Annotated in this window: 3 protein-coding genes (1 of these 3 cut by a window edge); all 3 read left to right on the plus strand. The window is 74.1% G+C overall.

The window, feature by feature from the left end; genetic code table 11:
• Tightly spaced (each overlapping or abutting the next), the 3 genes in view from AB0J66_RS03990 to AB0J66_RS04000 form a layout consistent with a single transcriptional unit that may run on beyond the window.
• On the plus strand, window positions 1-14,730 hold the full coding sequence (locus AB0J66_RS03990; RefSeq protein WP_364655445.1) for an amino acid adenylation domain-containing protein: 14,730 nt from the start codon (window positions 1-3) through the stop codon (window positions 14,728-14,730).
• Entirely contained in the window at window positions 14,727-26,381 is an 11,655-nt protein-coding gene (locus tag AB0J66_RS03995) for an amino acid adenylation domain-containing protein (RefSeq protein WP_364655447.1), read from the plus strand. Before AB0J66_RS03990 ends, AB0J66_RS03995 begins: the two co-directional genes overlap by 4 nt.
• On the plus strand, window positions 26,378-26,903 hold the beginning of the coding sequence (locus AB0J66_RS04000; protein WP_364655448.1) for an ABC transporter ATP-binding protein. 1,118 nt of this gene lie beyond the right edge of the window; the window shows 526 of its 1,644 coding nt (coding positions 1-526); the start codon lies at window positions 26,378-26,380; its stop codon lies beyond the right edge, outside the window. The genes AB0J66_RS03995 and AB0J66_RS04000 overlap by 4 nt, the downstream gene beginning before the upstream one ends.

A 26,903-nucleotide genomic window follows, 5' to 3' on the forward strand; every position in this document is an offset into this window, starting at 1 on the left:
GTGCCCGATCGACTCGAACTCTCCGCGGCCCAGGCGGGTGTCTGGTTCGCCCAGCACCTCGACCCGGGGCCGGCCTTCACCACGGCCGCCGCCGTCGATGTCGACGGCGACGTCGACCCCTCGCTCTTCGAGCGTGCGTTGCGCCGGGTGCTGGGCGAGGCCGAGGCGCTGCGCGCTCGATTCGGCGGTACGGCGGAGCAGCCGCGCCAGGAGATCGTGGCCGAACCCGAGTGGCAGCTTCGGATTCTCGAGCTCGACGACGCGGAAGCCGACCGGTGGATGCGGGCGGATCTGGCCACCCCGATCGATCTGGCCGCGGGGCCGGTCTTCGCCGAGGCGCTGATCCGCCGTGGCCCCGGGCGCTGGACCTGGTACCAGCGCTGCCACCACATCGTCATGGACGCGTACACGTCGGCCTTGGTGGCCCAGCGGGTCGCCTCGGTCTACACGGCTCTGGCGGCGGGGTCGGAGCCGTCGGCCAACCCGTTCGGGTCGCTGGCCGACGTGGTCGCCGAGGACGTCGCGTACCAGGGCTCGGAGAAGCGGGCCCTGGACCGCGAGTTCTGGCGCGAGCGCCTGGCCGGCGTGGAGGTTCCGGACCTCGCCGACGGGCCGACGCGACCCAGCCCCACCTTCCTGCGTCACCGCGTGCTGCTTCCGGCGGCCGCGGGGCGGGGGCTCAACGAACTCGGGGCGACCCGGGTCGAGGCGATCCTGGCCGCCACAGCCCTGTACGTGCACCGGCTGACCGGCAGCGACGAGGTCATTCTCGGCCTGCCCATGATGGGACGGCTCGGATCGGTCGCGGCCCGGGTGCCGGTGACCGCGGTCAACGTGGTGCCCCTGTGCATCCCGGTCAGCCCCGCCCAGAGCGCCGGCGACCTGATCCGCCGGGTGGCCGCGGAGATCAAGGCGATCCGGCCGCACCAGCGGTATCGCGGGGAGGACATCCGCCGCGATCTGGGGCTGGTCGGCGGCGAGCGGCGCCTGGTCGGGCCGTGGGTCAACATCAAGCCGTTCGGGGCTTCGCTGGATTTCGCCGGGATGCGAGGCACACCGCGCTACATCGCGGCCGGGCCGGTCGACGACCTGTCCATCACCGTGGACGACCGGGGCGGGGACGTCCTCGAGGTCGTGTTCGACGGAAACCCGGCCCGCTACTCGGATTCAGACCTCGCCGCGCACGCCGCCCGATTCGTCGCGCTGCTCGAAACGCTCGCCTCGACCGATCCGGGCGTGCCCACCGGCCGCCTCGGGCTGCTGGGAGCGCCGGCGGTCGACGACACCGTTCACGCCTTGCCCGCGGCGGGTTTCGACGCGCTCTGGCGCGAGCAGGCGGCCCGTACGCCGTCGGCGGTGGCCGTGACGACGCCGGGCGGGACGCCGCTGACGTACGCCGAGTTGGACGCCCGGGCCGGTGAGCTCGCCGCCCGTCTCGCCTCGTTGGGCGCGGCGCCGGGGCGCATCGTGGCGATCCGCCTGCCCCGCACGGCGGAGCTGCTCGTCACCCTGCTTGCGGTGCAGCGCACCGGGGCCGCGTACCTGCCGTTGGACCCGTCCTTCCCGGCGGACCGGCTGGCGTGGATGGTGGCCGACAGCGCCCCCGCCCTGCTGGTCGACGCGGAAGGCATCGCCGCTCTCGAGAACCCGGGATCGGTGAGCGCGGACGCGGCCTACGTTCTCTACACCTCGGGCTCGACCGGCCGCCCCAAGGGCGTCGTCGTCACGCGGCGCAACCTCGTCAACTTCCTGCTGGCCATGCGCGACTCGATCCCGCTGTCCGGCGACGACCGGCTGCTGGCGGTCACGACGGTCAGCTTCGACATCTCCGCCCTGGAGCTCTACCTGCCGCTGCTGAGCGGGGCGGCGGTCGTGATCGCGGCCAAGGAGGCGGTGCAGGACCCCGAGGTGCTGGCCGATCTGGTCGCCGCCACCGGGGCCACGGTCGTGCAGGCGACGCCGACGCTGTGGCGGGCGCTGACCGACGTGCCGGGCGGAACCTCGGCGGTGGCGGGCCTGCGCGTGCTCGTCGGCGGCGAGGCGCTACCGCCGGATCTGGCCGTGGCGCTGAGGGCGACGGCGGCCTCGGTCACGAACCTGTACGGGCCGACCGAGACCACCATCTGGTCGACTTCGTCCCCCATCGTGGGAGACACCGTTTCCGTCGGGCGGCCGATCTGGAACACCCGGGCCTACGTTCTCGACGCGGCGCTGCGGCCGGTGCCGGACGGCTTCCCGGGCGAGCTGTACCTCGCGGGCGAGGGCGTGGCGCTCGGCTACCTCAACCGGCCCGCGCTGACCGCCTCCCGGTTCGTGGCCGACCCGTTCGTGGCCGGCGAGCGGATGTACCGGACGGGCGACCGGGCCCGGCGCCTGCCCGGCGGCGACTTCGACGTGCTGGGACGCGTGGACCACCAGGTCAAGCTGCGCGGCTTCCGGATCGAGCTCGGCGAGATCGAGGCCGTGCTGGGCGCGGTGGACGGCGTGCAGCGGGTCGTGGCCGTCATCCGGGAGGACCGGCCGGGGGACCGGCGGCTCGTCGCCTACTTCGCCGGTACCGCCTCGATCACGGAACTGCGCCGGGTCGCCGGTGAGGCGCTGCCCGACTACATGGTGCCGTCGGCCTTCGTCGCGCTGGACGAGCTGCCGATGACACCGAACGGGAAGCTCGACCGCGCCGCGCTGCCGGAGCCGTCGTTCTCGGGCCCGGGCGCGGAGGACGCGTTGCGCACGCCGCAGGAGGAGATGCTCGCGGGCGTCTTCGCCGACGTGCTCGGCGTCCCGGCGGTCGGGCGGCGGGACGACTTCTTCGCGCTCGGCGGTCATTCGCTGCTCGCGGCCCGGGTGGCGGCACGGGTCCGTACCCTCTTCGGCGCCGACCTGTCGCTGCGCGACGTCTTCGACGCTCCGACGGTGGCCGCCCTGGCCGGCCGGATCGACGGCGCCCGCCCGGCCACGGCCATCACGCGCGGCGCCGGCAACGAGATGTCGGCCGCCCAGCGCCGGCTCTGGTTCCTGTCGCGGCTCGACGGGCCGAACGCGACGTACAACCTGCCCTTGGCCCTGGAACTCGACGGACCGCTCGACGTCGACGCCCTGCGGGCCGCGATCAACGACCTCGTCGCCCGCCACGAGCCCTTGCGGACGGTCTTCGTGGACCGGGACGGCGAGCCGCACCCCGTCGTCCGCGACGCGGTCATCGAGCTGCGGGCCGGAACGTCGATCGCCGAGGCCGTCCGCGAGCCCTTCGACATCACCGCCGAGGCGCCGATCCGGGCCCACCTCATCGAGAACGTGCTCCTGCTGGTGGTGCACCACATCGCCGGTGACGAGTGGTCGCTGACGCCGATGCTCGACGACCTGGCCACCGCCTACGCGGCCCGGGTGGCCGGGCCGGCGCCGGCGTGGCCGCCGTTGCCGGTCCGGTACGCGGACTACGCGGCCTGGCACAACCGGCTCGACCTCGAGCGGCAGCTGGACTACTGGCGTACGGCCCTGGACGGCGCCCCGGAGAGCCTGCGCCTGCCCACCGACCGCCCCCGGCCGGCGCGCGCGAGCCAGGCCGGCGGCGTCGTCTCGTTCCCGGTCGACCCCGCGGTGCGCGCGCTGGCCCGGCGGCACGGCGTCACCCTGTTCATGACCGTGCAGGCCGCCGTGGCCGCGCTGCTGAGCCGGATGGGCGCGGGCGACGACATCCCGCTCGGCACCCCCGTGGCCGGCCGCGGCGACGACTCGCTGGAGCGGCTCGTCGGGTTCTTCGTCAACACCGTCGTTCTCCGCACCGACGTGAGCGGCGATCCCACCTTCGCCGATCTGCTCCAGCGGGTCCGGGAGGCCGATCTGGCCGCGCTGGCCCATCAGGATCTGCCGTTCGAGCGGCTCGTCGAGGAGCTCAACCCGGCCCGGTCCCTGGCCCACCATCCGCTTTTCCAGGTGATGGTGTCCTATCAGGCGGCGCTGCCGGAGGTCGCCGGCTTCCCCGGCCTGACCGTGTCGCCGCGCCTCGTGGACACCGGCACGGCCAAGTTCGACCTGACCTTCGACGTCGCCGAGCGCCCGGAAGGCCTGGTCGGTTCCCTCGAGTACCGCGCCGACCTGTTCGACGCCGACACCGCCGCCGCGCTCGCGGACCGCTTCACGCGGCTCCTGTCGGCGGTCGCGGCCGCGCCGGACCGTCCCATCGGCGACATCGACCTGCTCTCCGAGGGCGAGCGGGAGGCGGTCTTCTCGCGCTGGCAGGGGGTACGCCGGGAGATTACGCCCCGCACCCTCGCCCAGCTCTTCGCCGACCAGGTCGCCGCACGGCCCGGCGCCGTGGCCGTCGAGGACGGCGAACGCTCGCTGACCTACGGCGAGCTCGATGCCCTTTCCAACCGGCTGGCCCACCGCCTGATCGCCGACGGCGCCGGCCCGGAGCGGGCCGTCGCCGTGCGCCTGCCGCGCTCGGCCGACCTGCTGGTGGCCCTGCTGGCCGTCACGAAGACCGGCGCCACCTACCTCCCGCTCGACGTGCACCACCCGGCCGACCGCATCGCCTACCAGCTCGCCGACGCCGGCCCGGTGCTCACCATCGACGGCGTCACCGATCTGAGTGACGACGACTCGACTCCGTCGGTGGTGGCTGATCCGGCCACCGCGGCGTACATCATCTACACCTCAGGCTCGACGGGCCACCCCAAAGGCGTCGTCGTGCCGCACGCCGGGCTGGCCGCGCTGGTCGCCTCGGTGCGCGAGACCTTCGGCGCCGGGCCGGGCTCGCGGGTGGCCCAGTACGTCTCGCCGACGGTCGACGTGGCCTTCAGCGAGCTGGCCGCCTCGATCCTGTCCGGCGGAACGCTCGTCATCGTGCCCGAGGAGGCGCGGCTCGGCTCAGCCCTCGGCGAGTTCGTCACCGCCCGCCGCCTGACCCACGCCGACCTTCCGCCGGCGCTGCTCGCCGCCCTGCCCACCGAGGCGATCCCGGCCGGCGTCACGCTGACGGTCGGCGGCGAGGCCACCTCGGCCGACGAGGTCGCCCGCTGGCGCCGGGGCCGCAAACTCATCAACGCCTACGGTCCGACCGAGGCCACCGTCACCGCCACCTCCTGGCCGGCGACCGACGGCCCGGTCCTGATCGGTCACCCCGATCTGAACCGCACCGCGCACGTCCTCGACGCCCGGCTGCGGCCGGTCCCGCCGGGCGTGCCCGGCGAGCTCTACCTGGGTGGTGACGGCCTGGCCCGCGGCTACCTGGGCCGCCCGTCGCTGACCGCGGCCCGCTTCGTCGCCGACCCGTTCGGCGCGCCCGGCAGCCGTCTCTACCGCACCGGCGACCTGGTCCGCCGCACGGCCGCCGGGGATCTGGAGTTCCTCGGCCGCACCGACGACCAGGTCCAGATCCGCGGCTTCCGCGTCGAGCCGGCCGAGATCGAAGCCGTCCTCGCCACCCACCCCGCCGTCACCCAGGTAGCCGTCGTCCCACGCGCCGGCCACCTCGTCGCGTATGTCGCCGCCCGCACCGCGCCCTCGAGCGGCAGCCGCGAGGAGGGTGACTCGGTCAGCGCGGAAGAACTGCGTGAGCATGCCGCCGCGGTGCTGCCGGCGCCGCTTGTGCCGGTGGTTGTGCTGCTCGATTCCCTGCCGCTGACGGCGAGTGGGAAGCTCGACAAGCAGGCGCTGCCCGAGCTGACGGCGGAGCCGGGCGCGACCGCCGCCGAGGCGCCGGTGGGGCCGGTGGAGACGGCGCTGGCCGGGATCGTCGCCGGTCTTCTCGGGGTGGAGGACGGCGCGGTCGGCCGCCATGACGGGTTCTTCGCGCTCGGTGGGGACAGCATCCTCTCGATCCAGCTCGTGTCGCGGGCCCGGACGGCGGGGCTGAAGATTGCGCCGCGGCAGGTGTTCGAGCACCAGAGCGTGGCCGAGCTGGCCCGGGTGGCCGAGGCGGCCGAGACGTCGGCGGTGGCCGAATCGGGTGTGGGCACCGTCCCCGAGACGCCGATCATCGCCTGGCTGCGCGAGCTCGACGCGCCGATCGACCGTTACTCGCAGGCCCTGCTCGTCCACACGCCCGCGGGCGTGGACATCGAACATGTCGTGCGCACGGCGCTGGCCCCGCACGACTTGCTGCGCGCACGCCTCGTCGCACGCACGGAGCCGGTCGGGGCCGAGAGCCCGGCGGCCTACGGGTCGGACGCCGACGGCTCGGCGGTCGAGAATTCGGCAACCGAGGGTGCGATGGCGTCGAAGCGGTGGGCGCTGCAGGTGCCCGACGGGCAGCTCGGGCTGACGGTGCGGGTGGTCGACGCGCGGGGGCGGGATCTGGCCGAGCTGGTCGCGGTCGAGCGGGAGGCGGCGGCGGATCGGCTTCGGCCCCGGGACGGCGTGATGGTGCAGGCCGTCTGGTTCGACCGGGGGGACGAGGCGGGGCGGCTGCTGCTCGTCGCCCATCACCTCGTCGTCGATGGTGTCTCGTGGCGCATCCTCGCCGAGGATCTGGCCGCCGCGGCGCGTGGCGGGCAAGTGCTCACGAGTGGAACTCCCTTCCGGGCCTGGGCGCTCGGGCTGAACGCCGCCGCAACCGACCGGGTCAGCGAGGCGGAGCGCTGGCGGGCCACGCTGGACGGACCGGTCACCCGCCTGGGCGGGCGGCCGCTCGACCCGGTTCGAGACACGGCGGGAACCCTGCGGCATGTCAGCGTGACGGTTGACGCGTCCATCACCGCGCCGCTTCTGACGACGGTTCCCGAGAGGTTCCGGGCTGGTGTGCAGGAGGTGCTGCTCGCGGGTCTGGCGCTTGCTCTCTCGCGCCGCACCGGTCCCGGATCCGAGCCGCTGATCGGTCTCGAGGGCCACGGCCGTGAGGAGCAGGTCGTCCCGGGTGCCGACCTCGTCCGTACGGTCGGCTGGTTCACCAGCGAATATCCGGTGCGGCTCCCGGCCGCGGCGGGAGGCCCGGCCGCGGCCGTCCGCGGGGTGAAGGAGCGCCTGCGCGCGATCCCGGACGGCGGCATCGGCTACGGCCTGCTGCGGTACCTCGGCTCGTTCGAGCCCGCCGCCGAGCCCGAGGTGCTGTTCAACTACCTCGGCCGTTTCGGGGCGGGGGAGACGGCCGACTGGGCGCCCGCACCCGAGCTGCCGGCCGCTCATGCGGTGGCGGAGCCGCGCATGCCCGTACGGTACGGGCTTGCTCTGAACGTCCTGGCCGTGGACACGGCGGACGGGCCGGTGCTGCGCGCCTCGTTCGACTATCCGGCCGGAGCCCTGGGCGAGCAGGACGTGCGGCGGCTGGCCGACGACTGGCTGGCGGCGCTGGTCGCGGTGCGGGCGGCCGCCAGCGAGCCCGGCGCCGGGGCGCTGACGCCGGCCGACGTGGCGCTGGCCGGCGTGGGGGAGAAGGAGCTGGCCGAGCGGTGGCCGGACGCGGTGGACGTGTTGCCGCTGTCGCCGCTGCAGGAGGGCCTCTACTACCTGGCCGGGCTGGAGGACGAGACCGATGTCTACACGGTGCAGCAGGTCTTCACGCTGACCGGGCCCGTCGACGCGGCGCGGCTGCGGGACGCGGCGGCCCGGCTGCTCGACCGCTATCCGAACCTGCGGGGGGCCTTCGATCGCACCGAGGACGGCCGGCCGGTCCAGGTCGTCCCCGGTGCCGTCGAGGTGCCGTTCGAGGTGGTCGAGACGGGTGACCTCGACGCGCTGCGGGAGTCGGAACGGCGGCGGCGCTTCGATCTGGCCGCGCCGCCGCTGCTGCGGTTCGTGCTGGCCCGGGTCGGCGAGGACGACCACCGGCTGATCCTGACCCAGCACCACCTGCTCATGGACGGCTGGTCGGGGCCGCTCGCGATGCGGGACCTGTTCGCCTTCTACGCCGGCGAGGCGGTCGCCGCGCCACGCCCGTACCGCGACTATCTGGCCTGGCTGGCCCGGCAGGATGCGGCGGCCACGCCGGCCGCCTGGCAGGAAACGCTCACGGGGCTGGCGGAGCCGACGCTGGTCGCGCCGGGCGCCCCGGCCATCACCACGCTGCCCGAGGTCGCCGAGATCGTCCTGGACGAGACGGCGACGGCCGCGCTGACGGCGGCGGCCCGCGGCCACGGGCTGACGCTCAACACGGTCGTGCAGGGCGCCTGGGCGCTGCTGCTGGCCGAGGTCACCGGGCGGACGGATGTCGTCTTCGGCGCCACCGTCTCCGGGCGGCCGGCCGCGCTGGCCGGTGTGGAGGACATGGTCGGCCTGTTCATCAACACCGTGCCGGTCCGGGTCCGGTTGCGGCCCGAGCAGACCTGGCCCGAGCTGCTGAGCCGGGTGCAGGCCGAGCAGGCCGCGCTGCTGGACCACCAGCACGCGAGCCTGGCCGAGATCCAGCGCCGGGCCGGGCTGGGCGAGCTGTTCGACACGCTGACCGTCTTCGAGAGCTACCCGAGCGGTACGGCCGTGCCGGACGCGGGTGGCCTGCGGATCGGCGGTGGCATCCCGGTCGACGCCACCCACTACCCGCTGAGCCTGGTCGTCGTGCCGCACGACCGGCTGCGGCTGCGCCTGGAACACCGGCCCGATCTGTACGACGCGGCAGCCGCCGAGGCCGTGCTGAATCGCTTCCGCGCCCTCCTGGACGCGTTCGTGGCCGCGCCCGGCACCACCATGGCGGCTCTGCCCGTCAACGGGCGACAGGCCGAGACAACGCTGGAGGTCCCGTCGACGACGGTGCTCGACGCGTTCGAGGCCCAGGACCCCGGTGCTGTCGCTCTGCGCTTCGGTGACGCTTCCTTGACGTACGGCCAATTGAATGCGCGCGTGGAGCGACTGGCTCGCGTGCTCGTGGCCCACGGGGCCGGCCCGGAGAAGGTCGTCGCGGTCCTGCTGCCGCGAACGGAGGACGCGGTCGTGGCGTGGCTGGCCGCGTTGAAGTCCGGTGGCATCTATCTGCCGATCGACGTGGATTATCCGCAGGAGCGCATCGACTACCTGCTCGAGGACGCCGCGCCGGCCGTAGTGGTGACGCCCGCGCTTCTCGACGAGACGGCCGACGCGCCGTTGCCGGTGGTTGATCCGCGAACGGGCGCCTATCTGATCTACACCTCGGGGTCGACCGGGCGGCCCAAGGGCGTGGTGGTCGAGCACGCGAGCCTGGCCAACCTGTTTCACCACCACCGGCTGCGGCTGATGGAGCCCATGGGCCGGCGGATCCGGGCCGCGTTGAGCGCCGCGCTGGTCTTCGACACCTCGTGGGAAGGCCTGCTCTGGCTGGCCGCCGGGCATGAGCTTCACCTGCTCGACGACGAGACGCGCCGCGACCCCGAGCTGTTCGCGGCCTACGTCGACGAGCACGCCATCGATTTCCTCGACGTGACGCCGTCGCTCGCCGGGCCGCTTGTCGCGGCCGGGTTGCTGGCCGAGGGCCGTCACCACCCGGCGATGGTCGCGCTCGGGGGCGAGGCCGCGGACCCGCGCATCTGGGCCGCCCTGCGGGAGGCCCCGGACACCAACGGCATCAACCTGTACGGGCCGACGGAGTGCACCGTGGACACGTTGATGGCGACCGTGTCGGACAGCGAGACGCCGCTGGTCGGCCGGCCGATCGGCAACACCCGCGCCTACGTCCTGGACGACTGGCTGCGCCCGGCCGAGACCGGCGAGCTCTATCTGTCCGGGGCCCAGCTCGGCCGGGGCTACAAGAACCGCGCGGGCCTGACGGCGACCCGTTTCGTCGCCGATCCGTGGCAGCCGGGGCAGCGGATGTACCGCACGGGCGATGTCGTGCGATGGACCGCCGACGGCCGGCTGGAGTACGTGGGCCGGGCCGACGACCAGGTGAAGATCCGCGGCTTCCGGGTCGAGCCGGGCGAGGTGGCCGCGCTGCTGAGCGAGCACCCGGCGGTGACGCAGGCGGTGGTCGTGGCGATCGAGGGGCGCTTGGTCGCGTACGTCGTGGGAAGGACCGACGGCCTGCGGGAGTGGGCCGCCGAGCGGATGCCCGACCACCTCGTCCCCGGCGTTGTCGTGGCGCTGGAGACGCTGCCGGTGACGGTGGCCGGGAAGGTGGACAAGCGGGCCCTGCCGGTGCCGGACTTCGGCGCGCTGACGGGTTCGGAGACGCCGCGCACGCCGGCCGAGGAGATCCTGTGCGGGCTCTTCGCGGAGGTGCTCGGCCTCGGAACCGTGGGAACGAACGACGATTTCTTCGCCCTGGGCGGGCATTCGCTGACCGTCACCTCGCTCGCCGCGCGGGTCCGGTCGGCCTTCGGCGTTCCGCTGTCGGTGCGTGAGGTGTTCGACGCGCCGACCGTGGCCGCGCTGGCCGCCCATCTGGAACGGACCGGGCCCCAGGCCGGGCTGCCCGAGCTGACCGTGGCCGAGCGGCCTGATCCGCTGCCGGTCTCGCCCGCGCAGCACCGGCTCTGGCTGCACCACCAGCTCAACGGCCCCGGCCCGACCTACAACGTGGCTTTCGCGCTGCGCCTGGAGGGGCGGCTCGACGCGCCCGCGCTGCGCGCCGCCCTGGACGATGTGCTGGCCCGCCACGAGAGCCTGCGCACGGTCTTCCCGACCGTCGACGGGCGGCCCGCCCAGCGGATCCTCGCCGACGCGCGGCCGGAATGGCGACAGGTCGAGTGCTCGGAGGACGAGCTGCCCGGGCTGCTCGCCGGCGCGGCCCGCCACGGCTTCGATCTGGCCGCGGAGCTGCTGGTGCGCCCGCACCTGTTCGTGCTCGGCCCCGACCGGCACGTGCTGTTGCTCCTGCTGCACCACATCGTGACCGACGAGTGGTCCGAGGGCCGGCTGCTGGCCGACCTCGGCCTCGCCTACGCGGCCCGGGCCCGGGGAGCCGAGCCCGACTGGGCCCCGCTGCCCGTCCAGTACGCCGATTACACGCTCTGGCACCACGACCTGCTCGGCCAGGTGCAGGAGCGGCAGCTCGACTTCTGGCGCGAGACCCTGGCCGGGATTCCGGCCGAGCTGGAGCTGCCGGCCGACCGGCCGCGGCCCGCGGTGGCCTCGCACGGTGGTGGCATCGTGCCGTTTGAGGTGGGGGCCGACGGCCATCGTCGCCTTCGGGAACTCGCCCGGCGTACCGGCACCACGCCCTTCATGGTCCTGCAGGCCGCCCTCGCGGCCCTGCTGAGCCGGCTGGGCGCGGGCACCGACATCCCGCTCGGCAGCCCGGTCGCCGGGCGCCCCGATCAGCGTCTCGACCGGCTCGCCGGGTTCTTCGTCAACACCCTCGTGCTGCGGGCCGACGTCAGCGGCGACCCGACGTTCGCCGAGCTGCTGCACCGGATCCGCGCCACCGATCTGGCCGCGTTCGGTCACGCCGACGTGCCGTTCGAGCGGGTCGTGGAGGCCGTCAACCCGGAGCGGTCGCTCGGCCGGAACCCGCTGTTCCAGGTGATGGCCGCCTTCCAGCACGTGCCGGCCGAGACGCCCGGGCTGCCCGGCCTCACCAGCACGCCGCTGCCGATCGACACCGGGGTGGCCCAGTTCGACCTCGGCGTGGTCGTCACCGAGCAGGACGGCGTGGACGGCCTGCAGGGCGTCATCGAATACAGCACCGACCTGTTCGACCGGGAGACCGCCGCGACGCTGGCCGCCCGGCTGGCGCGGCTGGTGACCGGCGCGGTGGCGGACCCCGCGCGGCGCGTCTCCGATCTCGACATCTTCGGGACCGAGGAACGGGAGGCGCTCGCCGCGGGGTGGCAGGGCGTTCGCGGAACCACGCCGGAGGTCACGCTCCCGGATCTGTTCACCGCCCAGGCCGAGCGCACCCCGGACGGGCTCGCCATCGAGGACGGCCCGCTGCGCCTCACCTACGCCGAGCTCGACCGGCGGACCAACCGGCTCGCCCGGCGGCTCAAGGAGTGCGGCGTCGGCCCGGACCGGATCGTCATGGTGCTGCTGCCGCGTTCGGCCGACCTGTTCGCGGCCGAGCTGGCCGTGTCCAAGGCCGGCGGCGCCTACCTGCCGGTCGACCCGTCCTACCCGGCCGAGCGGGTGGCCGCCCTGGCCGAGGACGCGACGCCCGTGCTGGTGATAGCCGCCCGGGGCACGGCCACCGTGCCACCCGGCGTGCCGGTCGTCCACCCCGGCGACCTGGCCGACGACGACAGCGAGGTGCCGCGGGCCGACCTGCGGGCCGCCCACGCGGCGTACGTCATCTACACCTCCGGATCGACCGGCAAGCCCAAGGGCGTGGTGGTGCCGCACGCCGGCCTGTTCGACCTGAGCGAGACCTTCGCCGAGCTGTGGCGGGTGAGCGAGGGGAGCCGGATCGCCCAGTTCGCCTCGCCGAGCTTCGACGTCACCGTGGCCGAGCTCGCGGTGTCGCTGCTGCGGGGGGCCACGCTCGTCATCACGCCCGAGGCGGACCGGCTGGGCGCGCCGTTCGCCGCCTTCGTCCGGGAGCACGGCATCACCAACTTCGCATTGCCGCCGGCCGCCCTCGGCGCGCTGCCCGAGGGCTCGCTGCCGCCCGGCGTGACCGTCGTGACCGGCGCCGACCGCTGCCCGCCGGAGCTGGTCCGGCGCTGGACGGCGACGCACCGGATGCTCAACGCGTACGGGCCGACGGAGGCGACCGTCAACTCGACCTACTGGGAATGCGAACCGGACGGCCCGGTGCTGATCGGCCGGCCGGACCGCAACAAGAGCGCGTACGTCCTCGACTCCGCCCTCAGGCCGGTCGTGCCGGGCGTTCCCGGCGAGCTTTATCTGGCCGGCGCGGGTCTGGCCCGCGGCTACCTCGGACAGCCGGCGATGACCGCGTCCCGGTTCGTGGCCGACCCGTTCGGCGCGCCCGGCGCCGCCATGTACCGAACCGGCGACCTGGTCCGGCGCACCCGCGACGGGCAGCTGGAGTTCCTCGGCCGGGCCGACGACCAGGTGAAGATCCGCGGCTTCCGGATCGAGCCCGGCGAGGTCGCCTCGGTCCTGGTCGAGCACACCGGCGTCCGGTACGCCGTGGTGGTCGCCCGCGAGGGCCGCCTGATCGGCTACGTCGAGGGTTCGGTGGACGCCGCCGCCGTCAAGGCGTGGCTCGCCCGGCGGCTTCCGGATCACCTGGTGCCGGCGGCCATCGTCGTCCTCGATGCCCTGCCCCGCACGACCGCCGGCAAGATCGACCGGACGCGTCTGCCCGACCCCGTTCTCGAGCGGGCCGTCGAGCGGCCCGCCACGGTGCTGCAGGAGCTGCTGGCCACGCTCTTCGCCGAGGTGCTCGGTCTGGACGAGGTCGGCGCCGGGGAGGGCTTCTTCGCCCTCGGCGGGGACAGCATCGTCGCCCTGCAACTCGTCGCCCGGGCCCGCGCGGCCGGTCTCGAGCTCTCGGCCCGGCAGGTCTTCGAGCACCAGACCGTCGCCGCGCTGGCCGAGGTGGCCGGGGCCGCCCCGGGGGCCGCGGAACCGGCCGCGGTGGCGGTCGGCGAGGTGCCGCTGACCCCCATCATGGCCTGGCTGCGCGAGCAGGACGCGCCGATCGCCTCCTTCAACCAGTCCTTGCTGGTACGGGTTCCGGGATCGCTGACGGTGGACGTGCTCGAGGCCGCTCTGCAGGCCGTGCTCGACCGGCACGACGTGCTGCGCGCCCGATGGACCGGGGACGGGCTCGTGGTGCCGCCTGCCGGTGTGACGCCCTCGCTGCGCCCGGCGCGCGGCAGCTTGCGGGAAGAACACGCCGCCGCAGTCGGTCGTCTCGACCCGGCCCAGGGACGAATGGTCGAGGCGGTGTGGTTCGAGGCGGACGCCCGGCTGCTTCTGGTCGCGCACCACCTCGTGGTGGACGGCGTCTCCTGGCGCGTGATCGTCGAGGACCTGGCCACCGCGGCCGAGGGCAAGACCTTGACCCGATCCGGTACGTCGTTTCGAGGATGGGCCCGGAGCCTGGAGTCGGCGGCGCGCGACCGGGCGGCCGAGCTGCCGTACTGGCTCGGTGTCGTCGACGGGCCCGCCGCGGCCATCGGCGCCCGCCCTATCGTCCGTGGGGACACCGTTTCGCAGTTGCGCCACCACACCCTGCGCCTCGCCCCGGACGAGACCGCGCCCTTGCTGACCACCGTGCCCGAGGCGTTCCACGCCGGCGTGCAGGACGTGCTGCTGGCCGGGCTGGCCCTGGCCGTGCGGCAGTGGCGGCCCGAGACGGCCCGGCACGGCGTGCTCCTGCGCCTCGAGGGCCACGGCCGGGAGGAGCAACTGGTGCCCGGCAGCGACCTCACCCGTACGGCCGGCTGGTTCACCACCGAGTTCCCGGTGCGGCTCGACCCGGGTGGCGACGACCCCGGCCCGGCCCTCAAGCGGGTCAAGGAACAGCTGCGGGCCGTGCCCGACAGCGGCGCCGGATACGGGCTGCTGCGCTATCTCCACCCGGGCTCGGCCGAGGCGCTACGTGGCCGGCCGGCCCCGGAGATCCTGTTCAACTATCTCGGCCGGATGGCCGCCGGCGACGGCGACTGGGTCGCGGCGGCCGAGAACGACACCCTGGGCGACGGGCTCGACCCCGCCTTCCCGGCCGGGCAGGCGCTGGAAGTCAACGCCGCCACGGCCGACCGGCCCACCGGTCCCGAGCTCGACATCCGCTTCTCCTACGTGGACGGAGTGCTCACCGGGGCGGACGTGACCGCGCTCGCCGAGCGCTGGCGGGCCGCCCTGGAGGGCCTCCGCGCCGCCGCCCTCGACGGTGGCGGCCACACCCCCTCCGACCTGCTGGTCACCCTCAGCCAGGACGAGATCGACGAGTTCACCGACGAGTGGAGGCTTCTGTGACCAGCCCGGGCGGACTGCAGGACATCCTGCCTTTGTCGCCGCTGCAGGAGGGTCTCTACTTCCTGTCCACCTACGCGGGCGACGGGCCGGACGTGTACGTCGTGCAGCAGGTGCTGACGCTCGACGGACCGCTGGACGCGGACCGGCTGCGGGCGGCGGCCCAGGCGGTGCAGGACCGGCACGCCAACCTGCGGGCGGCCTTCCGGCCCCGCAAGGCCGGGCAGCCGGTGCAGCTCATCCCGGCCGCGCTGGCCGCCGACTTCACCATCGTCGACCACGCGGGCGACCCCGATGAGCTGATCGCGGCCGAGCGCCGCCGGCCGTTCGACCTCGCGCGCCCGCCGTTGCTGCGCTGGACGCTTCTCGCGATGGGCGAGGAGCAGCACCGCCTGGTGCTGACCGCCCACCACATCCTGCTCGACGGCTGGTCGGCCCCGCTGGTCGTCCGCGACCTGCTCACCTTCTACGCGGGCGCCAAGCCGCCCGCGGCCCGGCCGTACAAGGACTATCTCGCCTGGGTCGCCCGGCAGGACCGGGACGCGGCGGAGCGGGCCTGGGCGTCGTCGCTGGCCGGCGTCTCCGAGGCCACTCTGGTGGCGCCGGGTGTCGAGCGGGCCGCCGCGGAGCCGGAAATCATCGAGCGTCAGGTGGACGTCGTCCGGGTCGCCGAGGTGGCCCGGGGGCTCGGCCTGACGCTGAACACCGTCGTGCAGGGCGCTTACGCGCTTGTGCTGGCCGAGCTGACCGGCCGGGACGACGTCGTCTTCGGGGCGACCGTCTCGGGCCGGCCGGGCGCGCTGGCCGGTGTGGAGGACATGGTCGGCCTGTTCATCAACACCGTGCCGGTACGCATCCGTCCTCGGCCCACCGACACCTGGGCGGGCTATCTCGCGCGGGTGCAGGCAGAGCAGGCCGCCCTGCTGGACCACCAGCACGTCGGGCTGGCGACCATCCAGCGGCAGGCCGGGGCCGGGGCGCTCTTCGACTCGCTGCTCGTGTTCGAGAGCTACCCGCTCGACGAGGACGGGTTGCGGACGCTGCAGGACGCGGCGGGCCTGCGCCTGGCCGCCGTGACGGGAACCGACGCCACGCACTACCCGCTGACGCTGACCGTGGTGCCGGGGGCCAAGGAGATCGCGCTGGGCGCGGAGTACCGGGCCGACGCCGTCGACCGGGACACCGCCGTCCGCGTGCTCGACCGGATCGCCGCGCTGCTCGAAGCCTTCGCGGCCGCACCGGACGGGCGACTCGCCGCGATCCCGCCGGCGGGATCGCTCGTCCCGATCGACACGGCGTTCCCCGTGCCGTCCTCCTTGCTGCTCGACGCGTTCGACGCCCAGGAGCCCGGTGCTGTCGCTCTGCGCTTCCGTGACGCTTCCCTGACGTACGGCGAGTTGCAGGCGCGCGTGGAGCGGTTGGCTCGCGTGCTCGTGGCCCACGGGGCCGGCCCGGAGAAGGTCGTCGCGGTCCTGTTGCCGCGCAGCGAGGACGCGATCGTCGCCTGGCTGGCCGCCCTGAAGTCGGGCAGCATCTATCTGCCGATCGACGTCGACTATCCGCAGGAGCGTATCGAGTACCTCCTGGAGGATGCCGCGCCCGCTGTTGTCGTGACACCCGCGCTCCTGAAGGAGACGGCGGACGCGCCGCTGCCGGTGATCGATCCGCGGTCGGGCGCCTACTTGATTTACACCTCGGGTTCGACGGGGCGGCCCAAGGGCGTGGTGGTCGAGCACGCGAGCCTGGCCAACCTGTTCCACCACCACCGTGAACGGATCTTCGCGGTGGACCGGCGCTTCCCGGTGGCGCTCTCAGCCGCCCTGGTCTTCGACACCTCGTGGGAAGCCCTGCTCTGGCTCGTCGCCGGGCACGAGATACACCTGCTCGACGACGAGACCCGGCGCGACGCCGACCTGTTCGTCGCCTACGTTCGCCGGCACCGCATCGAGGCGCTGGACGTCACCCCATCGCTCGGGCAGGAACTGGTCAACGCGGGCCTGCTCGGCTCCGGCCACGTGCCCGCCCTGGTCCTGATCGGCGGCGAGGCGGCCGGTCCCGCGCTGTGGGAAGCCCTGCAGAAGACCCACGGCGTCAACCTGTACGGACCGACGGAGTGCACGGTCGACACGCTGATGGCCCGGGTCTCGGACAGCGGGACGCCGATCGTCGGCCGGCCCATCGCCAACACCCGGGCGTACGTCCTGGACGGTTGGCTGCGGCCAGTCGCGCCGGGCGTCGCCGGAGAGCTCTACCTGTCCGGGGCTCAGCTCGGGCGTGGGTACAAGGATCGCGCCGGGCTGACCGCCACCCGTTTCGTGGCCGATCCGTGGGCGCCGGGCGAGCGGATGTACCGCACGGGTGACGTGGTGCGGTGGAACGCGGACGGCCAGCTGGAGTTCGTGGGCCGGGCCGACGACCAGGTGAAGATCCGTGGCTTCCGGGTCGAGCCGGGCGAGGTGGCCGCCGTCCTGAGCGAGCACCCGTCGGTGCGCCAGGTTGTAGTGGTGCCGCGCGACGGCCGCTTGGTGGCGTACGTCGTCGGGCAGCCGGACGGGCTGCGGGAGTGGGCCGCCGCGCGCCTGCCGGATCACCTGGTCCCGGCGGTGTTCGTCGGCCTGGACCGGCTGCCGGTCACCGTGGCCGGCAAGGTGGACAAGCGGGCCCTGCCGGCGCCGGACTTCGGCGCGCTGACCGGCTCGGCGGCCCCCCGCACGCCGGCCGAGGAGACCTTGACCAAGCTTTTCGGCGAGGTGCTCGGGCTGCCCGCGGTCGGGGTGGAGGACAGCTTCTTCACGCTCGGCGGTGACAGCATCGTCTCACTTCAACTGGTGGTGCGGGCCCGGCAGGCCGGGTTGCGCATCACGCCCCGGCAGATCTTCGAGCTGCGTACCGTGGCCGCGCTGGCCGCGGTGGCGGCGCCCGCCACCGTCCCGACGGTCTCGGACTCCTCGGCCGGGCTGGGTGACGTGCCGCTGACGCCGATGCTGGCCTGGCTGCGGGACAACGGACCGGCCGAGCGGTACAGCCAGTCCATGGTGCTGCGGGCGCCGGCCGCGCTGACCGCGGCCCGGCTGGAGGCGGTCGTGCAGGCGCTGCTCGACCGGCACGACCTGCTGCGGGCCCGCTGGACCCCCTCGGCCGGCCTGACCGTGCCGCCGCCCGGCTCGCTCACCGCCGCGACCGTCATCGGCGCGGACCGGCTCCGCCCCGGGGAGGGTGTTCCGCTGCGGGTGGTGTGGACGCCGGGGCAGGTCGAGATCGTCGTGCACCACACCGTGGTCGACGGGGTCTCGTGGCGGATCCTGCTGGCCGACATCGCTGAGGCGTGGGCTGCTGTGCTCGCCGGAAAGCCGATCGTGTTGCCGCCCGTGGCCACCTCGTTCCGCGAGTGGGCCCGAGCCCTCCGGCCCGATCCGGCCGAGCTGCCCTACTGGCGCGACGTCGTTGACGCCGACGAGCCCCTGCTCGGGGCCCGGCCGGTCGACCCGGCACGGGACACCGTGGCCACCGCCCGCACGGTCACGGTCTCGAGGGACGCCGCAGTCCTGTCCGGCGTGCCGGCCGCGTTCCACACCGGCGTCACCGAGGTGCTGCTGGCCGGGCTCGCCGTCGCGCTCGGCGGGCGGGACGTGCTCGTCGAGCTGGAAGGGCACGGGCGCGACAGCACCGAGGCCGACCTGTCCCGCACGGTCGGCTGGTTCACCACCGAGTACCCGGTGCGCCTGAGCCCGGGCGGCGCCGACCCGGCGACCGCGCTCAAGCGCATCAAGGAACAGCTGCGGGCCGTGCCCGGCCACGGCGCCGGGTACGGCCTGCTCCGCCCGCAGCTGGCCGGCGCGCGCGAGCCGCAGATCCTCGTCAACTATCTCGGCCGCTTCAGCGGCGGCGACTCGCTCAGCGAGGACTGGGCGCCGATCGGTGGCCTCGATGGCGACGCCGACCCCGCGATGCCTTTGGCGCGGGCCCTGGAGGTCAACGCCTCCTGGCCGGACGACCGGCTGACTCTCGCGCTGACCTATCCGGACGGCGTGCTCACCGAGGATGCCGTACGGGCCCTGGCCGATTCCTGGTTTGACGCGCTGGCTCGCCTCGCCGAGGCCCCGGGCGGGCACACCCCGTCCGATCTGCTCCTCGCCGGCCTGGCCCAGGACGAGGTCGACGCCCTTTCCCTGCGGGCCGGTGGCCTCGAGGACGTGTGGCCGCTGTCGCCGTTGCAGGAGGGCCTGGTCTTCCTCGCCGCGGTGGCCGACGACGTGGATCCGTACGTCGTGCAGCAAGTCATCGAACTCTCCGGCCCGGTCGACGCCGAGCGGATGGCGGCGGCGGGGCAGGCGCTGCTCGACCGGCATCCCTCGCTGCGCGCCAGCTTCGTGGCCGGCCCGGGTGGTGCGCTGCGGCAGGTTGTCGCGGCCGAGGTGTCGCTGCCCTGGCAGGTCCTGGACCTGACCGAGGACGAGTTCGCGCGGTTCGCGGCCGACGACCGGGGGCGGGCGTTCGACCTCGCGGCCGCCCCGCTGCTGCGCCTCACCCTGGTCCGGCTCGGCGAGCAGCGCCACCGGCTGGTGCTCACCAACCACCACGTGCTCCTCGACGGATGGTCGACGCCGCTGGCCGTCCGGGAGCTCTTCGACCTGTACGCCGGCCGGTCGCTGCCCGCGCCGCGGCCGTACCGGGACTACCTGCGGTGGCTCGCCGGCGCCGACCGGGCCGCGGCCGAGACCGCCTGGCGGGAGGCGCTGGCCGGGCTCGACCAGGCCACGCTCGTCGCGCCCGGCGCCGGCGCCGTCCTCGACAACCGGCCCGGCCAGCTCGACAGCGAGCTGCCGCGCGAGGTCACCGAACGGCTCACCGCGCTCGCCAGCGAGCGTCAGGTCACCCTCAACACCGTCGTCCAGGCGGCCTGGGCGGTCCTGCTCGTGCAGCTCACCGGCCGCACCGACGTCGTCTTCGGCACCACCGTCTCCGGCCGCCCGGCTACCCTGCCCGGCGTCGACGAGATGATCGGTTTTTTCATCAACACCCTGCCGGTACGGGTTCCGCTCGACCCCCGGGAGAGCTGGGCCGCCCTGCTCGATCGTCTCCAGGCCGGGCAGTCGAAGCTGCTGGAGCACCAGCATCTGCCTCTTAGCGACGTGCAGCGGATCGCCGGGATCGGTGAGCTGTTCGACACTCTGACCATCTTCGAGAGCTACCCGCTCGACACCGAGGCACTGCACGACGCGACGGGCTCGGCCGGGCTGCGGATGACCGGCGTGACCGGCGACGACGCCCCGCACTACCCGTTGACACTGGCCGTCGCGCCGGGAGAGCGGCTGCGGCTGGGCCTGGCCTACCGGACCGACGTCTTCACCGCCGGCGCCGCTTCGGAGATCCTCGACCGGTACGGCGCTCTGCTCGCCGAACTGGCCGCCGACCCGAACCGGCCGGTCGGGCGGGCTCTTCCCGACCGGCCGGCCGTCGACGTGGTCGAACTGCCGCCGGCGACGCTGCCGCAGTTGTTCGCCGACGCCGTGCGGGCCCACCCGGACCGGGTCGCGGTCGTCTTCGAAGACACGGAGCTGACCTACGCCGAACTCGACGCGCGGGTGGCTCGTCTGGCCGGCGGGCTGCGGGAGCTTGGGGCGGGGACGTCGTCGGTGGTGGCGGTGGCGCTGCCCCGGTCGCTCGACCTCGTTGTGGCCCTACACGCGGTGCATCGGGTGGGGGCGGCCTATCTGCCGCTCGACCCGTCGCATCCGCGAGAGCGCAACGACTTCCTGCTGGCCGACTCCGGCGCGACCATCGTGCTGACGCCGTCATCGGCCACCGCTACGGGCACGCCTGTCGCCGAGGCCCCGGACCTGCCGGGCGATGCGGCCGCGTACGTCATCTACACCTCGGGCTCGACCGGCCGGCCCAAGGGGGCCACGATCTCGCACCGGTCGATCGTCAACCGGCTGCTCTGGATGCGGGACCAGTACCGGCTCCAGCCCGGCGAACGGGTGCTGCAGAAGACGCCGGCCGGCTTCGACGTGTCGGTGTGGGAGTTCTTCTGGCCGCTCATCACCGGCGCCACCCTCGTCGTGGCCCGCCCCGACGGGCACCGCGACCCCGCCTACCTGGCCGACGTGATCACGCGCAACGACGTCTCCACCGTCCACTTCGTCCCGTCGATGCTGCGCGCGTTCCTGGCTGCCAGGCCCGATGTGGCCCCGCTGCGGCGGGTCATCTGCAGCGGCGAGGCCCTGCCCGGCGATCTGGCCCGTCGCTTCGGCGAGGTCCTGCCGGGGGTCGAGCTGCACAACCTGTACGGACCGACGGAGGCCGCGGTCGACGTCACGTACCACCGGGTGGACCCCTCCGCGGACGGCCCGGTGCCGATCGGCCGCCCGGTCTGGAACACCGAGGTGCACATCCTCGACCCGTGGCTGCGCCCCGTCCCGCCCGGCGTGACCGGCGAGCTCTACCTCGGCGGCGTCCAGCTCGCCCGGGGCTATCTGGGCCGCCCCGCCCTGACCGCGCAGCGCTTCGTGGCCAATCCCTTCGGCGCTCCGGGCAGCCGCCTCTACCGCACCGGCGACCTGGCCCGCTTCACGGCCACCGGCGACCTCGAATACGCCGGCCGCACCGACGATCAAGTCAAGATCCGCGGCCTCCGTGTCGAACCGGGCGAGATCGAGGCCGCCCTGACCGCCCTCCCCGGCGTCACCGCGGCCGCCGTCGTGGCCCGGGACGACGGCCCCACCCGCCGCCTCGTCGCCTACGTGGTCGCGGATGCCGCCCCCTCTGGCGTCGCCCTCACCCCTGGCTCCGTTTCCGACGATGGCCGTGGCGCCTCCTTCCGCCCGGTGACGTCCGACGGACTGGCCGAGGCGCTGGGCGCGACGCTGCCGGAGCATCTCGTGCCCGCCGCGTTCGTGTTCCTTGCCGAACTGCCGCTCAGCCCGAACGGGAAGCTGGACCGGCGGCGCCTGCCCGCGCCCGACTTCGCCGCCGCCACCGGGGACGACGAGCCGCGTACTCCCACCGAGGAGCTCTTCGCGGGGCTTGTCGCCGCTGTGCTCGGCCTCGACCGGGTCGGCATCCGCGACAGCTTCTTCACCCTGGGCGGGGACAGCATCCTCGCGCTGCAGCTGACCGCCCGGGCGCGCGCGGCCGGCTGGCGTCTGTCCGCCCGTGACGTCTTCGCCCGCCCGACCGTGGAGGGCCTGGCTGCGGCCGCCTCGCCCCTGGCTGTCGCGGGCACGGAAACGACTGCCGCCTTCGGCGACGTTCCGCTCACCCCGTTCATGCGGTCGCTCGACAACCCGGCCGACCCCCGGCTGACCCAGTCGATGGTGATCCGCGTACCGGCCGGCCTCACCCGGGTGGACCTGACGGCCCGTCTCCGGAAGCTGATCGACCATCACGACATGCTCCGGGCCCGCTGGACCGGCGCCGCCCTGCACGTCCCGCCGCCCGGCACGGTCAACGCCGCCGACCTGATCGACGGCGACCTGGCCCCGGCCGACGGGCGGATGGTCAACGCGGAGCTGCTCGACGGCGACCGGCTGCGGCTGACGATTCACCATCTGGTCGTCGACGCCGTCTCCTGGCCGATCCTGCTGGCCGATCTGGCGGCCGACGGGCCGCTGCCGCCCGTCGGCACGTCGTTCCGCTCCTGGGCGCTGGCCTTGGCGGCGACCACCCGCGACGAAGAACGTCAGCACTGGGATGCGGTCCGGGCCGGCCCGCCCGCCTACCTGGCCGAGGTCGAGCTCGACCCGGCCGCCGACACCCTCGGCACGCTCGAGCAGGTCACCGCGCGGATCCCGGTCGGGGGCCTGACCACCACGGTCCCGGCCGCCTATCGGGCCAACCCGCAGGACGTGCTGCTGACCGCCCTGACCGTGGCCGCCGGCCGCGACGTGCTGGTCGAGCTGGAGGGTCACGGCCGCGAGGAGCAGATCCTGCCCGGGGCCGACCTGTCCCGGACCGTCGGCTGGTTCACCACCAGCCACCCGGTCCGCCTCACCCCATTCGGCACCGACCCGGACGGCCTTACCCGGTGGCCGGCCGCCCTGAAGCAGATCAAGGAGCAACTCCGCGCCGCTCCCGACGCCGGCATCGGCTACGGCCTCCTCCACCGAACCGACCCCAGGCCGCCGATCCTCTTCAACTACCTCGGCCGAGCCGCCGGGGAGCAGCCGTCGCGCGTCATCGAGCGGCCGCTGCTTGCAGGAGCTGAAGGGGCTGCCGGGGAGCAGGGGTCGCGCGTCGTCGAGCGGCCGCTGCCTGCGGGTGCCGAGGGGGCCGCACGCGACAAGCTGCCGCCCGACGGTGTCGGAGGTGGCGGGCCTGGGGAAGGCGAAGGCGGCTCCGGGCGGCCATGGCAGGTCGTGGGCGGGCTCCGAGGGGATGCGAGTGACGAGCTGCCGGTGCGGCATGTGCTCAGCGTCGAGGCGACCGTGGTCGGCGGCGAGATTGTGCTGTCGGTGGCCTACCCGCGGCGGGTTCTGGCCGAGGAGACGGTGCGGGGGCTGGTTGCGGCCTGGGGCGCGGCGCTGGTCGAGCTGGATGCGGCACCGGGCGACGGTGGGCTGACGCCGTCCGATGTGCTGGCGCCGGTGGACCAGGGTGGGCTCGACGAGCTGGCCGGGCGCTATCCGGGGCTGGTCGACGTGTTGCCGCTGACGCCGTTGCAGGAAGGGCTGTTCTATCTGCACGCGCTCGACGGGGCGGGGGACGTCTATCTCGTACAGCAGCAGCTTGAGCTCGACGGCCCGCTGGAAGCCGAGCGGCTGCAGCGGGCCGCGGCGACGATGCTGGAGCGGCACCCCAATCTGCGGGCCGCGTTCACGACGACGGCTGGTGGGCGGCCGGTGCAGGTCATCCCGGCCCGGGTCGAGGTGCTGTGGCGCGAGGTCGTGGTGGACAGCCCGGCCGAGGCGGATCGGCTCGCCGATGTCGAGCGGGGCACGGCCTTCGCTCTGGATGAGGCGCCGCTGATGCGGTTCCTGCTGATCCGGCTGCGGGAGGGACGGCATCGGCTGGTGATCACCCAGCACCACGTGATCGTGGACGGGTGGTCGGGGCCGCTGATCGGCCGGGAGCTGCTGTCGGCCTACGCCGGGAAGGCGGGCCGGGCCGCGCGGCCGTACCGGGACTTCTTGCGGTGGCTCGCCGCGGCGGACCAGGAAGCGGCGCGTACGGCCTGGAGCGCGACCCTGGCCGGGGTCGCCGAGCCGACTCTGGTGGCGCCGGGGGTCACGGGACGCTCGGCCCTGCTGCCGGGCGAGGTGACGGCACAGCTGTCAGGAAAGGCCGTCGACTTCGCCCGGGAGCAGGGCGTCACGCCGAACACGCTCGTGCAGGCGCTGTGGGCGGTGCTGCTCGGGCGGATGACCGGGCGGGACGACGTCGTGTTCGGCGCGACCGTCTCGGGGCGGCCGCCGGAGCTGGCCGGGGCCGAGGAGACGATCGGGCTCTTCATCAACACCGTGCCGGTCCGGGTGAAGCTGGTGCCCGGCGAAAGCTGGGCCGATTTTCTCGGGCGGCTGCAGCAGGAGCAGGCGGGACTGCTGGTCCACCAGCACCTCGGGCTCGCGTCGATCCAGCAACTCGCGGGAGTGGGCGAGCTGTTCGACACGCTCCTGGTGTTCGAGAGCTACCCGGTGGACGAGGACGGGCTCGACGAGAGCCAGCGCGATGCCGGGCTCAAGCTGGCCGGAGTGACGGGCCGGGATGCGACGCACTACCCGCTGACGCTGGTAGCGGCGGAAGAAGGGCCTTCAGACCGGTCAGGGGCGGCTGGTGGGGCGGTTGAATGGGGTCTGCACCTGGCGCTCGAATACCGGCCCGACGTGTTCGACGAGGACACGGCTCGGCAGCTGCTCGACCGGCTCGTGGCGCTCGCCGAGGAAGTCAGCGAGCATCCGCGGCAGGCGGTGGACCGGGCCGACGCGCTGACGCCGGCCGAGCGGCACCGCGTGCTGGTGGACTGGAACGAAGGCTCGCTCCCGGTCACGCCGCGGACGCTGCCCGATCTGATGCGCCGGTGGAGCGGGCCGGCCCTGGTCGTGGGCGAGCGGCGCTGGAGCTACGCCGAGCTGGTGGCCGAGATGGACGCGCTGGCGTCGGCGCTGGCCGACCGGGGCGCCGGGCCGGGCCGGATCGTGGCCCTGCTGCTGCCGCGGGGCGAGCAGATCGTCCCGGCCATCTTCGGGGCGATGGCCTCGGGAGCGGCCTATCTGCCGATCGACCCCGACTACCCGGCGGCCCGGATCGCGGCCATGCTCGAGGACGCGCGGCCGGTCGTCACCCTGGTCGTGCGGGAGACGGCGCACCTGCTTCCGGGCGGGGCCCAGCATCTGGTGCTCGACGAGCCGTACGAGCCGGGACGGAGCACGCCGCAGGCGATCACGCCGGACCACCCGGCGTACGTCATCTACACCTCCGGATCGACCGGGCGGCCCAAGGGCGTGCTGGTGCCGCACCGGACGATCGCCAACCTGCGCGCCAGCCACACCGAACGGATCCTCGGCCCGGCCGCGGAGAGGCTCGGGCGGCCGCTGCGGGTGGCGCACAACTGGTCGTTCGCGTTCGACGCCTCCTGGCAACCGCTGCTCGCGCTGCTCGGCGGCCACGAGCTGCATCTGGTCACCGAGGGGCCACGCCGCGACCCGGATCTGCTCGCGAAGCTGTTGCGGGACAACGGGATCGACATGATCGAGGTCGCGCCGTCGCACCTCGACCAGCTGCTCGCGGCCGGGTTCGACGCGGCGGGGCTGGCCGTGCTCGGCGTCGGCGGCGAGGCGGTGCCGGATCCGCTCTGGGCCGGGATGGCCGCGCTGCCCGGCACGGAGTCGTACAACTTCTACGGGCCCACCGAGTGCACGGTCGACACCATCGTGCAGCGGGTCAAGGAGGTGCCGCGCGCGCTGATCGGGCGGCCGGTCGCCAACACCACGCTCTACGTGCTCGACGGCCGGCTCCGGCCGGTGCCGCCGGGCGTGGCCGGGGAGCTCTACATCGGCGGCGCGCAGCTGGCCCTGGGCTACCTGCATCAGCCCGGTCTCACCGCGACCAGGTTCGTTCCCGACCCGTTCGACCGGGCACCCGGCCGCCAGATGTACCGCACCGGTGACGTCGTGCGCTGGACCGCCGACGGCCGCATCGATTATCTGGGCCGCTCCGACGACCAGGTGAAGATCCGCGGTTACCGCATCGAGCTGGGCGAGGTCGCCACCGTGCTTTCACAGCACCCGTCGGTCGCGCAGGCGGTCGTGGTCGCCGATGCGGGCCGCCTCGTCGCGTACGTCGTGGGCCAGGCGCCGGGCCTCCGGGCCTGGGCGGCCGAGAGGCTTCCGGATCACCTGGTGCCGGCGGCCGTCGTCGAGCTGGCGGCGCTCCCGTTGACGGTCAACGGGAAGCTCGACCGGGCCGCGCTGCCGAGCGCCGTGTACGTCTCGGCGACGAGGAAGCCGCGGGGCGAGGCCGAGGAGAGGCTGGCCGCGCTCTTCGCCGAGGTGCTGGGGGTGCCGGTCGGGGCCGAGGACAGCTTCTTCGACGTCGGTGGCGACAGCATCGCGGCGATGCGGCTGACGAGCCTGGCCCGCGCCCGGGGTGTGCCGCTGCGGCTGGCCGACCTGGTGGCGCTGAAGACCGTGGCCGCGCTGGCGGAGGTGGCCCGATGAGCCCGTCCGTGCTGCTGCGCTGGGCCGTGCGCGACTCGGCCCGGGGTCTCACCGCCTCCTGGGTGGGTGGCCTCGGCTATCAGGCCGGTCTGATCCTGCTGCCGTGGTGCCTGGGCAAGGCGCTCGACGAGGGCATCACGCCGGGCGACCGGTCACCGCTGCTCTACTGGGCGGCGGCCACGCTGGTCGTCTCGGTCGCGCTCACCGGCGCGGAGTTCACCATGCGGTGGTGGGCCACGCTTGCGGGCGTACGGACCGGCAATCGTCTCCTGCTGCGGCTCAGTGAACGAGTCCTCGGCTGGGACTCCGCCACGGCCCACAGGTTCTCGGCCGGCGATCTCGTCACCCGGGGCACCCGCGACGTCGAGCAGATCACCATCTGGCTGTCCACCGTGCCCTCGCTGGCCAGCGGGGTGCTCGGCTTCCTGACCGTCCTGGTCGTGGTGGCCACCCTGGACCCGATGCTGGCGATCGTCGGGCTCAGCACGGTGCCGCTGCTGATCGCGGTCAACCTCTGGTACC

Origin of the sequence: Actinoplanes sp. NPDC049598 (assembly GCF_040675435.1) — a bacterium.
In the GTDB taxonomy this organism is placed as follows: Bacteria; Actinomycetota; Actinomycetes; order Mycobacteriales; family Micromonosporaceae; genus Actinoplanes.